16 protein-coding genes and 1 tRNA gene are annotated in these 13,187 nt (G+C 57.9%); 9 read left to right on the forward strand and 8 right to left on the reverse strand.

Translation table 11 applies throughout. The features are described 5' to 3' along the window. Positions 1-33: 33 nt before the first annotated feature. The gene (locus tag G6M89_RS02330) at positions 34-849 is read left to right on the forward strand and encodes a class I SAM-dependent methyltransferase (RefSeq protein ID WP_165160183.1); all 816 of its coding nucleotides are present in this window, start codon (positions 34-36) and stop codon (positions 847-849) included. 3 nt (positions 850-852) lie between these two features. Here G6M89_RS02330 and G6M89_RS02335 read toward each other — a convergent pair whose 3' ends face one another. Then, positions 853-1,047 (reverse strand): MFS transporter, encoded by a 195-nt coding sequence (locus tag G6M89_RS02335; RefSeq protein WP_165160184.1) that lies wholly within the window; start codon positions 1,045-1,047, stop codon positions 853-855. A 142-nt stretch (positions 1,048-1,189) separates the two neighbouring features. Here G6M89_RS02335 and G6M89_RS02340 point away from each other — a divergent pair, with 142 nt between their 5' ends. The 3 genes from G6M89_RS02340 (at position 1,190) to G6M89_RS02350 (ending at position 4,502) form a co-directional block, all read left to right on the forward strand. Further along, positions 1,190-2,224 (forward strand): ABC transporter ATP-binding protein, encoded by a 1,035-nt coding sequence (locus tag G6M89_RS02340; RefSeq protein ID WP_165160185.1) that lies wholly within the window; start codon positions 1,190-1,192, stop codon positions 2,222-2,224. Continuing rightward, the gene (locus G6M89_RS02345) at positions 2,217-3,011 is read left to right on the forward strand and encodes an ABC transporter permease subunit (protein ID WP_165160186.1); all 795 of its coding nucleotides are present in this window, start codon (positions 2,217-2,219) and stop codon (positions 3,009-3,011) included. Before G6M89_RS02340 ends, G6M89_RS02345 begins: the two co-directional genes overlap by 8 nt. Before the next feature lie 132 nt (positions 3,012-3,143). After that, positions 3,144-4,502: a PAS domain S-box protein gene (locus G6M89_RS02350; protein WP_165160187.1), complete on the forward strand. Its 1,359-nt coding sequence runs from the start codon at positions 3,144-3,146 to the stop codon at positions 4,500-4,502. A 17-nt stretch (positions 4,503-4,519) separates the two neighbouring features. Here the strand turns inward: G6M89_RS02350 and G6M89_RS02355 are convergent, their stop codons facing one another. Next, the gene (locus tag G6M89_RS02355; protein WP_165160188.1) at positions 4,520-5,230 is read right to left on the reverse strand and encodes a hypothetical protein; all 711 of its coding nucleotides are present in this window, start codon (positions 5,228-5,230) and stop codon (positions 4,520-4,522) included. Positions 5,231-5,279: 49 nt separating this feature from the next. Then, a complete protein-coding gene (locus G6M89_RS02360) occupies positions 5,280-5,753 on the reverse strand; it encodes a DUF4442 domain-containing protein (protein WP_165160189.1) in 474 nt (157 codons plus the stop codon). A 133-nt stretch (positions 5,754-5,886) separates the two neighbouring features. Between G6M89_RS02360 and G6M89_RS02365 the strand changes: the two genes are divergently transcribed. Beyond that, complete coding sequence (locus G6M89_RS02365; RefSeq protein WP_165160190.1) at positions 5,887-6,642, forward strand: alpha/beta fold hydrolase; 756 nt, start codon at positions 5,887-5,889, stop codon at positions 6,640-6,642. A 101-nt stretch (positions 6,643-6,743) separates the two neighbouring features. Beyond that, complete coding sequence (locus G6M89_RS02370; protein WP_165160191.1) at positions 6,744-7,703, forward strand: TIGR00269 family protein; 960 nt, start codon at positions 6,744-6,746, stop codon at positions 7,701-7,703. Positions 7,704-7,826: 123 nt separating this feature from the next. Here the strand turns inward: G6M89_RS02370 and ftsZ are convergent, their stop codons facing one another. The 3 genes from ftsZ to G6M89_RS02385 form a co-directional block, all read right to left on the reverse strand. Beyond that, a complete protein-coding gene (gene ftsZ, locus G6M89_RS02375; protein WP_165160192.1) occupies positions 7,827-9,014 on the reverse strand; it encodes a cell division protein FtsZ in 1,188 nt (395 codons plus the stop codon). 2 nt (positions 9,015-9,016) lie between these two features. After that, a complete protein-coding gene (locus tag G6M89_RS02380; RefSeq protein WP_165160193.1) occupies positions 9,017-9,196 on the reverse strand; it encodes a ribbon-helix-helix domain-containing protein in 180 nt (59 codons plus the stop codon). A gap of 195 nt (positions 9,197-9,391) precedes the next feature. Beyond that, a complete protein-coding gene (locus G6M89_RS02385; protein WP_165160194.1) occupies positions 9,392-10,150 on the reverse strand; it encodes a zinc ribbon domain-containing protein in 759 nt (252 codons plus the stop codon). A gap of 129 nt (positions 10,151-10,279) precedes the next feature. Between G6M89_RS02385 and G6M89_RS02390 the strand changes: the two genes are divergently transcribed. Continuing rightward, positions 10,280-10,353: transfer RNA gene (locus G6M89_RS02390), tRNA-Tyr, on the forward strand. Positions 10,354-10,941: 588 nt separating this feature from the next. Here G6M89_RS02390 and G6M89_RS02395 read toward each other — a convergent pair. Next, positions 10,942-11,229, reverse strand: a complete 288-nt coding sequence (locus tag G6M89_RS02395; protein WP_165160195.1) for a hypothetical protein — start codon at positions 11,227-11,229, stop codon at positions 10,942-10,944. A 114-nt stretch (positions 11,230-11,343) separates the two neighbouring features. Between G6M89_RS02395 and G6M89_RS02400 the strand changes: the two genes are divergently transcribed. Both G6M89_RS02400 and G6M89_RS02405 read left to right on the forward strand, forming a co-directional pair. Next, a complete protein-coding gene (locus G6M89_RS02400; protein ID WP_206335415.1) occupies positions 11,344-11,817 on the forward strand; it encodes a winged helix-turn-helix domain-containing protein in 474 nt (157 codons plus the stop codon). 5 nt (positions 11,818-11,822) lie between these two features. After that, on the forward strand, positions 11,823-12,143 hold the full coding sequence (locus G6M89_RS02405) for a hypothetical protein (protein ID WP_165160197.1): 321 nt from the start codon (positions 11,823-11,825) through the stop codon (positions 12,141-12,143). A gap of 329 nt (positions 12,144-12,472) precedes the next feature. On the opposite strand, the gene G6M89_RS02410 is transcribed toward G6M89_RS02405, so the two are convergent. Further along, positions 12,473-12,658, reverse strand: a complete 186-nt coding sequence (locus G6M89_RS02410; protein WP_165160198.1) for a hypothetical protein — start codon at positions 12,656-12,658, stop codon at positions 12,473-12,475. Positions 12,659-13,187: the final 529 nt, after the last annotated feature.

Consider the following 13,187-nt stretch of genomic DNA (forward strand, 5'->3'; position numbering starts at 1 on the left):
CCCGTTTTTACTCGAGTCGGGCAAATCCCGCCTGTGCGCGAGTTCTCCGAAGCCTACCTCGAGCGAACCCGCCAGGGGATGTGGGATGATACCCGCACAGCGCTGTCGCCGCTTACACTCGAGTCCCGTGAGCGGATTCTCGATGTCGGCTGTGGCACGGGCGAGTTGAGTCACGTGCTCGCTGACGAGTGTCCGTCCGACTGCGAGGTGATCGGCTGTGACGTCGATCCCACGTTGCTCGAGTTCGCTCGCGAGCACGTTCCCGTCGTGGCGGGGAACGCCCTCGAGTTGCCATTTGCTGATGACGCGTTTGATCTGGTCGTCTGTCAGGCACTGTTGATCAATCTACCAGATCCCGCCGCCGCAGTCACCGAATTTGCTCGCGTTTCATCGGACCTCGTCGCCGCCGTCGAACCCGACAACGGGGCCGTCGAAATCGACTCGAGCGTCGCCGCCGAGAACTCCCTCGAGCAGCGTGCTCGACGCGCCTATTTGGACGGCGTCGACACTGACGTTTCACTCGGCGCGGATGCCCGTGAGGCGTTCGAAAAAGCCGGACTCGAGGTGCTCGAGACGCGCCGGTACGACCACGTCAGGACGGTCGAACCGCCCTACGGCGAGGCAGCGTTAACTGCAGCACGGCGAAAAGCGACGGGTTCGGGGTTGGCTGATGACCGAGAGACGATGCTCAAGGGGGCACTCACGGCACGCGAGTACGACGATCTGCGTGGCGAGTGGCGCGAGATGGGGCGAGACGTCATTGAGCAGATGGGCACAGAGTCGTATCACCGAATCGAGCGCGTTCCGTTTTTCGTCACAGTCGGGCGCGTCGAATCCGCCGGCCGGTAGGCCCTACTCGTCGGATTGGCGTCCGATCAACGAGATACCCATGCCGAGCAGCCCTGCCGTCACGACGATGAGGCCAGTCACGAGGTCGAAGTAGCCGACAAGTGCGAGGACTGAACCAGCCATCACAAGCGCAACGTTGAGGAGCAAGGCGGTCCGTGGCGACCGAAGCCCATCGATAATCGAAGACAGCGAAACCATACAGACGGTCCCAACGGAACTGGCAAAACACTTTCCAGTCACTACGCTACAGCCGAGGCCAGTTGCCGGTCTCTGAGTACACGTACACACGCCGTGGGAATTACGACTTACTTACATGAGGGCTGCCCGAGTAGTGGTGTCTATGGCCGTCATCGAACTCGAGGGGCTGACGAAGGACTACGGCGAGGTACTGGCCAACGACGACGTCTCGTTCGAGGTCGAATGCGGCGAGATTTTTGGCTATCTCGGGCCGAACGGCGCGGGGAAGACAACGACAATCCGGACGCTGCTTGGGTTCATCTCGCCGACGGCAGGCACGGGCCAGCTACTCGGCCACGACATCACCGACGAATCCGCACTGCTCGAGGCGAAACGACGGCTCGGCTACTTGCCCGACAATCCGGCGTTCGACGAGACGGCGACCGGGCGGGAAGTCCTTGATCTGCATGCGTCGATCAAAGGCGACGAACGAAGCGAGGAGTTACTCGAGTTGTTCGATCCACCACTCGAGCGCGAGGTTCGAGACTATTCACACGGAAACGTCCGCAAACTCGGACTCGTCACGACGTTCATGCACGACCCAGACCTCGTTATTCTGGACGAGCCGACGAGCGGGCTCGACCCGCTGATGCAACAGCGATTTGCCGAGTTTCTGCGGGCCGAACGCGACCGCGGCGTGACGGTCTTCTTCTCTTCGCACGTATTGAGCGAGGTCCGACGGCTCTGTGATCGTGTTGGCATCATCCGTAACGGCCGACTCGTCACCGTCGAACCCGTCGCGTCGTTGCTTGACCGCAGCGGCAAGGTCGTCAGAATCCGCGCAACGGACTCGCTGTCGGCGTCGACGTTCGATCTCGAGGGCGTTCACGATCTCGAGGTGAGTCAGGCAACACTAGCTGATGAGTCATCGGCAGACGACACGACAGTAACGGAGTGTACGTTCACCTTCACCGGCGATGTCAACGCGCTACTTGCGCGGGTTGAACCATCTCACTTGCTCGATCTCTCGATTGAAGAAGCGCCGCTCGAGGATGTGTTCATGCGGTTTTACGGCGGTGACTCGGAATCGGCTGATGCGGTGGACTCGGCGGACGCAGCGGACACGATGGACAGGCCACAAGCGGACGCGACAGATGCTGCAGATGCCGAAGATTCAGAGGTGAGCAACGATGCTTGAACTCGCCCGCTACGACGGCAGCAACCGGCTGAAAGGGAGCATCTATCTCGCGATGGCGATGTCTATTCTGGCTGCAGCCGTCATCTGGATCTACCCCTCCTTCAGCGAGTCGTTCGACGATATCGACGAGCAGTTCATGGACGCCTATCCAGAGCAAGTAATACAGCTGTTCGACGTCCAAACCATGGCTACACTCGAGGGCTTTCTCGCGTTTGAACTCTACATCTTCGGCTGGGTCATCTTGCTTGGTCTCTATCTCGCCTACCTCGCTGCTGGTACGATAGCATCCGATATCGAACACGAACGGATGGATATCCTGCTCTCGATGCCGGTCACTCGAGCCCGCGTCGTCGCCGAGAAATTTGGATCGCTCGCGGTGCCAATCGTCGTCGTCAACGTCCTGACGCCAGTCGTCGTCTACGTCTCGGCGTTCCTGGTCGACGAATCGCTCGATATCGTCGATCTGATCGCGATCCATGCACTCTCGATTCCCTATCTTTTTGCCTGCGCTGGAATCGGGCTGGTCGCATCGGTGGCTGTCAGTCGAACAAGCATCGCCCAACGAGTCGCCCTTGGCGTCGTCTTCGGCCTGTTCATGCTCGAGTCGTTAGTCAATGAGACGGATTACGAGGCACTCGGCGCAATCGCACCCATGCGGTACTTCGATCCGAACGAAATCTTACTCGAGAGTACGTACGATCTCACCAGTGCGGCCGTATTGGTGGTGATGACGGTCCTTCTGGTCGTCGTGAGCCAACTGTGGTTCAGGCGACGCGACATCAGTTGAGACATGTCACTGGAAACACCAATTCGACCGAAACACCAAACTAACCGGGGCAACGATAGGGTCACAGTCACCTGTAGCCGACGCATGACGCGTCCGCTTGCAGTCACGCCTTGACGGACTGGCCCGACACCGATGCCCGATTTCGAATCACTACTCGACCGGAGTTCGGAACTGTTCACCGTCGTCGAGACCGGCGGCACTATTTTGTACCAGAACGCGGCGGTCAATCGCCACTGTGGCTACACACAGGACGATCTTATCGAGACATCGCTACTCGAGTCGATTCACCCGACTGACCGGCCCGCACTCGAGGCCCTTCTCGAGCGCCCTGAACAGGCAACACTCGAAGAACCCATCGACTATCGGATTCGCCACGCCGATGGCTCGTGGGTCTGGTTCGAAACGCAGACACCCCCTCACTTGGACCCGGATACCGGCGGCTACGTTCTCGTCTCGAGGCCAGTCGATGAACGACGCGCTCTCGAACGACGACGCGAGCGCTACATGCTGATTCTCGATTCGCTGAATGATGCCGTCTACGCGATCGATGCTGACGATACCATTGTTTACGTCAACGACGCCTACGCCTCACTGAAACAGATCGACCGCGACGAACTCATTGGCACAAACATCTACAAATGGGGGAAGCCTGCTGCCTTGGAGACGATCGACTCCGAGCGAGAGGCACTCGAGACAGGCGAACAAGATGTCGGCATCGCCGAGTTCGAGTTCTCGACGACGGACGGACCCACCGTTCCAGTCGAGTTGCGATTTAGCTTCGTCGAAGCCTCCCAAACGGAACTCGCACAGGTCGGCGTCGTTCGCGATATTACGGCTCGAAAGGCCCGCGAACGAGCCTTAGAGCGGAAAAACGAGCGACTCGAGGCGTTCGCCAGTATCGTCTCTCACGACCTTCGAAATCCGCTGAACGTCGCCTCCGGGCATCTCGAGTTGGGACAGGAGCAAGCCGAACACGGCCACGACCACTTCGAGGAAATTGCGGCCGCACACAGTCGAATTGACACGCTCATCGAGACGCTCCTGACGCTCGCACGAGAAGGTGAGTCGGTGACTGATCCCTGTCCAGTGGAACTGGCAGCCGTCGTCGACCGAAGTTGGCGCGGTGTCGAGACTGCCGATGCGCGGCTGGAACTCGACACTGACCGCGTCGTACTAGCTGATGACAGCCGTCTCCAGCAACTCCTCGAGAATCTCGTCCGAAATGCAATCGAACACGCAGGCCCCGACATCACGGTCACCGTCGAGGACTGTCCGAACGGGTTCGCCGTCACAGACGACGGGCCGGGCATCCCAGAATCAGAGCGCGAACAGGTCTTCGACTTTGGCTACTCGAGTGACGCTGACGGGACCGGATTCGGACTGAACATTGTCCGAGAGATCGCCACGGCACACGACTGGTCGATCACCGCCACCGAGAGCACGCAGGGCGGTGCACGCTTCGAGATTACCGATGTCGTGTTCGACACGTAGACAACGAGGCGCTCCGCTCAGACCACGTCGCCACGCACCGTCACGCCATCCTGTTGTTCGCGCCAGGCATGTAGTTCCTGTGCCGCTTCGGTCGCGTCGTCGTCGTCCATCCCGAGCATCTCGAGCGCACTCGAGAGCGTCGGTAAGGCGAGTTCGCTTTCGCGCAGTTTGCGAAAGGCCTCGTCACTGCGGACGCCATCGGCCCAGAGACAGACGCCGCGCGGATCGAGCAGTTGCGTGTAGTCCTCTCGCAGTTTCGCGCCGCGCAGGCGCTGGGTGACGTTATCCTCGAAGGAGGCGTTACAGACCTCGAGATGGATCGGCTCGTCGTCATCACCGAGCAGGTGGGCTGCAAGGCACTTTTCCGGCGCTGCATGCCCGTTTGCGTTAGCTCGTAAATAGTCGGGGTGGGCGTCAGCCCAGTCAGCGCGGACGGATTTTCCAACGCCCGCGATGCCGTGTGAGTCGCGAAATTGGGCGTCAGGGTCCGTCTCGCCGTCGCCTGCACTCGACCCAGTCGCTTCGTCTGCGGGCGAACTGTCGTCGCGCACTACGATATCCTTGGTCACGTAGATATCGAGGCGGTCAACGGGGTCAAGTCCCAGTGCAACGTCGCCGAAAGCCCATACTTCGCGAACGGGCACCGGCATCCGGTCGTTTGCAACCGTGTCGACAACGTCCTCGAGTCGGTCGACTGCCTCGAGACGGTCAACGCCGCGTTCAGTCATTGTCGAGAGTGGGTGCTCGAGGCGCAAAACGGTTTCTCGTCTCGCAGAGTCAGGCCGCCTTTTCCTGGTTGGTCGTGATGTAAACCGTCTTTCGAACGGTCGCGTGAACCGTTCCCTCGCTGTCGACGAGGTCAACGGTGTAGTGGCGGTCGATTGCATCGCCATCTGCGTTCTCGAGGGCTGCCTTGATCGCTTCGAGTTCCGCATCTGGCATCGTAAACGTCGCATAGAGCGTGTCACGGCCCGGTTTCTTGAATCGAATTTCGGCTTCTTTGTCCCAGACGACGTACTCGTCGCCGAGGTTCTTCAGGAGCATCATCATGTAGAATGGGTCGACCGCGCCGTACAGGCTTCCGCCGAAGGTCGTCCCCACGTAGTTTCGCGTCCGCCACGAGTGCGGGAGTCTGATCCGAATTGTCTGCCAGTCCGGCGCAATGTACGTCACTCGACCTCCTGTGCCCCGATAGGCTGGAAAGAGATTGAACCCGATCCGATAAAGGCGCGAGCGAAGCGACTCGAACATGATTCGAGTCGACCAGCAACCGGGAAAGCCGTTGGGAAACGCCGACTGCACAGTGTCGCGTTTGTAGGCGGTCGACACTGACCGGTCCTGTCAAGAGAGCAGGTTTTTGGTGATTCACATCGAATGGACCTGTATGAGACACCGCATCTTCAACGAGGACGGTGACGAGGAACTCGTCTTCGTCATGGGCTGGGGTAACCGCTGGACCCACGAGAACGTCAGTTGGCTCATCGGGAAGCTGACCGACGCCGGCTACCGTGTCCATGCGTTCGAACTCCCCACCAACATCGAGGACTTCAAAGCGGACTGGCTCGAGCCCATCGCTGAGTACGTCATCGAGTTCGACGAGGAGTACCAGCTGCTCGCCCACAGCGCGGGCGCGTTAGTCGCCCAAGCCTTGGATGGTGCGGACAACCACGTCTACCTGAGTCCCTGGTGGGGCTTCAGCGAGCGCTATCCCGACCTCCTGCTCGAGGGCGTCTCGAAGGTGCCAACGACGTTCCCGTGTATCCCCGTTCGCGGCATGGATCGCGACGCACTCGGCCAAAAAGCGACGGATCACCAACTCGCGACAATGCCGCGATGGCTCTCGCCCGCGTTCATCCGCGAGATTCGCCACGCCCAGGAGGAACTGCTCGCAATCGACCACGACGCCGTGATCTTCTGCTCGCTTCGCGACCCCGTCGTCAGCCTTCGCCCCATCGGCGAGCGCGTCCCCGCAGAACACATCGTCGTCTACTCCGGCGGCCACGAACTGTTCTCCTCGCGTGCTCGAGACCACTACCTCGAGACGCTGCTTGCAACACTCGAGGACGGCGCTGCGGTCGTCGAAACGGATGACCGCAGCGGAGCCACGGACGAAGACGAAGAGGAGACCGTTCCGGCCTAAGTCTGTCAGTTTGATTTTGAGACCGGTCTCGAGAACCCAGTCGAGCGGAAAAGCGCCGGGAGACGAAACCGACATACGCGTTCACTGGCTACGTGAGCGCGATGGATTGCAATCGGTGTGGCGAGGACGCGGTGATGCACGCCGCTTACTCCGGAGCACACCTCTGTGCGGATCACTTCCGCGAGTCGGTCGAAAAACGCGTCCGACGCCGTGTCAGACGAGACGATCTCGTCCCACAGGACGCGACACCCGAGGACCCAGAGACGTGGGTTATCGGCCTCTCCGGTGGGAAAGACAGCGTCGTCCTCACCCAAATTTTGTATGAGACGTTCGCCGAGGACCCCCGCATCGAACTCGTCGGCCTCACGATCCACGAAGGGATCGAGGGCTACCGCGACAAGTCAGTCGACGCCTGCGTCGAACTCACCGACGACCTCGAGATACACCACGAACTCGTCAGCTACGAGGACGAATTCGGCGTCCAGATGGACGATGTCGTCGAGGACGACCCCGAAAACATGGCTGCCTGTGCCTACTGTGGCGTGTTCCGCCGGGACGTCCTCGAGCGCTACGCCGACGAACTCGAGGCCGACCTCCTCTTGACGGGCCACAATCTCGACGACGAAGCCCAGACTGCCCTGATGAACTTCCTCGAGGGCGATGTTGAGCAAATTGCCAAACACTTCGACGCGAGTCTTGGGCCGCTTTCGGAGCGCGAGGACCAAGACGAGTTCGTCCCACGCGCGAAGCCACTCCGGGATGTGCCCGAAAAAGAGGTCGCGCTGTATGCACATCTGAACGATCTGCCCGCTCACATCACCGAATGTCCCCACGCCAGCGAAGCCTACCGGGGCGAAATTCAGCAACTCCTGTACGGCCTCGAGGAGAACCACCCCGGCACCCGTCACTCGATCCTGTCTGGATACGAAGAGCTGGCCGGAATGGTTGCCACCAAATTCAGCGACGACGGCGGCGCAGACTTACAGGACTGCGTCGACTGTGGCTCGACGACGACACGCGAACGTTGTCGGAAGTGCTCGCTGCTCGAGGCACTCGTCTAAACCAGCAACGTACGAGACGCCCGCATACGCTTGTAAACGCCGGGTAGAACAGCTACGAAGCAACTCTTCTCGAGTGAGCCGATGAAAAATCGATGCGATGACCGCAAAAAACGGTGACTGGCGTTATCGGATGACGTCGACGCCGTTGTGTTTGTCGACTTCGTTACGGCCGCCATCGCTTTTCGCACCGTAGCCGTTGGTTCCGCTTTCGACGTTGTTGCTCGCGTCGAAGTCCGTGTCGTTGACGCCTTCGATGCTCGCGCGGGATTTGTCGGCCTGTTTCTGCGTCGTTGGGCCGAGTACCTGTGCGCTCTGGACGCCGGTCATGATCGCCATGACGCGGACCTTGCCCTTGTAGTTCTCCTGAATCCGGGCACCCCAGATGACGTTCGCGGAGGCCTCGAGGCGCTCCGTGATGTTGTCCGCAATTCCCTCGGCCTCTTTGAGGGTGAGGTCCGGTCCACCAGTAATGTGGACGAGACCACCGGATGCACCACGGTAGTCGACGTCCAACAGCGGGTGGTTCATCGCGTCTTTGACGACTTCGTCCGTCTTGTTCTTGTCCTGGGTCTCGCCGACGAGCATCACCGCGACGCCACCCTGATTCATGATCGTGGACATGTCCGCATAGTCCAGGTTGATCAGGCTTGGCTGGGTGATCGTCTCCGAGATGCCCTTGACCGTTTCGGCGATGATCTGGTCCATCACCGAGAACGCCTTGCCGATCGGGAGGTTCGGGACGTAGTCGAGCAGTCGGTTGTTATCCAGAACGATGATCGAGTCAGCCTGCTCGCGCAGTCGCTCGAGGCCTTCTTCGGCCTTGACGGTTCGTGCGCGCTCGACGTTAAACGGTGTCGAGACCATGCCGACGACGATTGCGCCCTGTTCTTTCGCAATTTCGGAGACGACAGGGGCGGCACCTGTGCCGGTCCCGCCACCCATGCCTGCCGTCACGAACACGAGGTCCGCGTCGCCAAGCACTTCTTTGACCGTTCCCTGTGCCATCTCGGTTGCGCGCTCGCCCATCGATGGGTCGCCACCGGCACCGAGTCCGCTGGTCAGGGATTTGCCGACGAGGATCTTCGTGTCGGCTTCGATCATCTTCAGGTGCTGTTTGTCCGTGTTGATCGCGACGGTGTCAGCGCCTTCGACGCCGATGTTATACAGACGGTTGACGGTGTTGTTACCCGCGCCACCGCAGCCGACGATGACGATCCGTGGGTCGCCAAACTCGTCGTCGTCCATATCGACGTCCATATCCCGAGCTTCCTGTTCTGCGTTTTCGAGGGCGTCTTGTACGATATCCTGCATCGTTACACCTTCGCCCACGTACGCTGTCGGGAGTGTTCGGTCTGTCCGTCGTACTCCTCGTTGATCATCTCACGGACGGCCGACCGAATCGCCTCGCTTCGGTTCGGGAACTCGCCCGAATCAACTAACTGTTCGACCTCCTCGATCTGCTGTTTCGGAATTCGCAGTGTCACACGCTCCATGATTGTATTCCCCGTTGAGGTAAGACGGTGCGCGCCCCTGTCAGACGCGGCGTGTCTTACACCGGAATCGCCCGACATCGGGCGGTTTTCGGCCATTTCGGCCTGGTGTAAGACGACCGTCTTACGCGAATAAACGGAATACGGTCTTGGATAATAAAGCTTTCGTCGGACACGACTTTCAGTGTCTTACAACACTCACGATTGCCGACTATTCGACTCGAGGACATCCGCTGAGGGTGTCCGACGCCCACAGCCGGGACAGAATGCCCAATCGGATCGGAACTCATCCCCGCACTCACAGAACAGCCGGTGTGAGGCTTTTTCGCCGCAGTTCGGGCAGTATACGTGGTCCTCGTCGACAGACTCGCCACACTGTGCACATGATGTCGAGTGTGCTGGTCCGGCGGTCTGATCATGGGTGTGATCGGTGTCCGACGGACCGTCGTGGTGCCTTCCAGCCACATCGTGTCCGACAGCTGGGTGTGCATCGCTCGCATGGCGTGTGTCAGACACGTGGCCTCGAGTCTGTGCATGTGAGTCGTGTTGCTGGTGCGTGTCCAGTTCACGGTCTGCAAGCGAGATTGTCACGTTGATATCTTGGGACTCATTCGCGTGTGGGTGTGCGCGCGAGCCCATGTTCATCGGGTCCGTCGGATCGAGTCCGAGTGCGGTCAGTCGCTCCGAAACCAGCTCATCGACGCGCTCGCGAACGATGTCATCGATTGCGGTGTCCTCGGTGACTGCGCCGTGATCACGGTTGCGCGCGTGCTCACCCTCGGCCCCGTTGACATCACTCTGCGCGGCGCTGGACCTGCTGGCCTCGCCCGAGTGTGTCCCGCGTGGCCCGTCGAGATACGCTCGAAGCGCCTCTCGCATCGCTTCGCTTTTGGAGAGCTCGAGCGCCTCGAGGTCCTCGACGAGGGCATCGTCGGCGCGAAACGTGATCTTACTCATGCAGTGGGTTACACTCACATTGTGTGGCCTCCCATATCAATCATTCTGCTAGTCATACCGCTCGAGGAGTTTCGTTTCGGTCCGAATAATAACCCTTATATTGGCAACGGCGTCTACGTGAAAGTGCAACCGCCCTTAGCTCAGACTGGTAGAGCAGTCGACTGTAGATCGACTTGCCCCCCGTTCAAATCGGGGAGGGCGGACTTCTCCTGCGAACAACGTGAGCAGTGAGAAGTCTACCCCGAGCCGATTTGAACATGGAAGTCGCAGCGCGCGAACGAAGTGAGCGCGACCGTCTTCCAGCTGTTCAAATCGGGGAGAGCGGATTTTCTCGGAAAATACAACTGATGCGAGTTGCACTTGAGACTCAGTTCACTCGCCGACTGGGAGCACTGCTGCTCTGCGTGGCAATGCTGTTCTGACACCTGTTTTCAACACGTTTGCTTGCGTAAGGGCGCTGTGTAGTCACTTCTAGTTGTGGTTCTGCGCTCGAGGGCGGGGTCGCCACGCCGATCTCGCCGCACCGCATGTGGGGTCGTTTCGCGCTTCGCGTGAAAACATCCTTGGCGTGTCCCCAAGGGGACAAAGACAAAAAATACACCGCCCCTGACCCACCTCTGAACAGAATGCTCGAGGAGAACCACATGAAATGAGGGTTGTCAAAGAACACAACTCCGCGTACTATTTTCTGAAATCAAATCCTTCCTCCCATGTTATCTATCCGTCACATACTTCTTTCCGGTATTGAGTGCCCCTTCACCAAATTATGCAAGAATTATCCCGACAAGTGACTACTTGTACCAGTCGTTTTGTTTGTTCAGGTCCTCGATGTAGTCTTGTGGTTTTGAACGATTTGTCAATTGAATCCGGGTTTCGCTACGGTTCGCATAGTCAATCGCATCGCACTCTTCGACAACTTCAGCGACTAACTCACGGCATTTTTCGTCAGCATGCTCCTCTGAGAACGTCTCGAGGTCGTCGATCAGGACCGAATATGGGTCCCAATGAGATCGCTTGTACAACTCGAGAGCGATATCGAGTTTCATCATCGCCCGATGCGAGTCCGACTCCCAGTTCACGACTAGCAAATGTATCGGCAGTTATGTGAGTGTTCGGGACTGCCATTGCACCCATGACGGAGTCCGTCCCAATTATGAAATAGATTTATACGCTGTCGGGTCAGTGGTCTAGACATGGCACCTGGATACGAGTCGGGAACGGGAGGTGTATATAGCGAGAGTTCGCCGTTTGTCCGACTGTTTGCGACGCCGAGCCGGGTGAAAATCCTAGATCTGTTCATCCGGAAGCACTACGAGGAGCTAACAGCGTCGGACGTCGAAGCGTTAGCCGACGTATCTCAGTCCACATTCCATCGGAACATCGACGAACTTGAGATGCTCGGTGTGATCGAACAAACAGGGACGACCGGAAATACAAAGACGTTCAAACTTAACAAGGATAGCGAACTGGCGAAAGCGCTTGCAAGTGCACATGCTGATATCCTCGAACATGCCACCCAGATCTTAGATTCGTCACAAAGTCAGGCCACCGTCGAGATTGTCTCATCGGTTGAAAACTCAATCGAGCAAGATGATCAAAGTCATCGTTCCGACAGAACCGATAAAGACGAAGTGAAACAGCAAGTGGCCAGGGCAATTACTGGGTGACTGGAATGAGTGAAAAAGAGATTGAAGACGTAGATCAGCAAATGCTTTTTATAGATGCTGATACTGGAGAGCGAATTACAAAGCTAGATGGTGCAGAAGGTGTTGATATACCATCGGTAGGAGAAGAGATAGTACTTGCTGATGTTGAATTCGAGGATATAAGTAATTTAGTCAGCACCCTCGAGAAGAGGGATAGGGAATATGTGGTCCAAGATATAAACCGCCAATTTGCCCGCGCGACACATACAGCTCCGGATTCACCTACGGTTTACCAGTTCTCCATGATCAGAGTACTTGTAGAGAATTCTGAACAAGTGAATGATTAGGAGATGGTCAGTAGGATCATATGTACTTTATCAGTAATTGATGCATCCCCTTGAGGTTGCACGTTGGCAAAAGACGTTGCCCAAATATGCACACGAGACAACGAACCCCGTGTGCATATTGGTCGGTGGTCGGGCCGCCGATCTTTCGAGCTACTGTGACAGAGTGATAGGAATACTCCCATTTTGGGCTGAATGGACTTTCAGTGAGTCGAGGAAACTAGAATTTGTGGATCGTGTGTACGAGCATGCGAATCCGAACCGACGGGACTATGCCTATATTCAAATCAGGCCAGCAGCCCGCAGTTTTCGTCGAAAAAAGTGAACCCGTGTTACTCGAGATCGGAGCCAACCCCTGATGGGTCGGACGCCCGACTCGAGTCGGGGATGATTCGACAGCCACAGGGATTGGCGTAGGCATCGCCGGGGCCGAGGACGACGGTCATCGCCATCGGGTTGCCACAGGCGGGGCAGGTTCCGAGGGCCGATGCGTCGTCGGAATTGTCCCCGTCAGTCATCGCCTCTGCCTAGTTGTGGAATGGCTGCGAGGCTCGAGGCGTTGTGTTCGCCCGTGATCGGCGACTGCGGTAGGTGGTGGTGTTGATGCGACTCGAGAGGGTGCTGGCGCTCGAGGTGTGCGATTCGACTGTCGTGCGGGATGTTTATATCCCGGTAGAATGAACGGAATCATGCTTGCAAAACCCCTGGCGGGTTTTGGAAGCCGTCTCGGGTGCTGCTACACCCGGGGCATTTCATTCATGCCCGGTTTGGCTTCCGGTTGTATTATTGACGTGATGTGACTTATATCTACTGTTGCTGGAGTGGAATAGATGTCTAATTGTGGAATTTAGGAAAGGTGTTAACGGAGATGGAACTCTGAGCATTGCCGTCGCTAGATATCACGTGGTTACGCCTAGTCTACTAACGAAAGATCACTGCACCCACCAATTAATAGCCATTATACCAACACATATGATCTATGTATTACATGCTTATCTCAAATACGTTTTCATGCAAATCAACAGGGAATCAAAATTGTATTTATTT

The sequence above is a fragment of the Natronolimnobius sp. AArcel1 genome, assembly GCF_011043775.1.
GTDB lineage: Archaea > Halobacteriota > Halobacteria > Halobacteriales > Natrialbaceae > Natronolimnobius.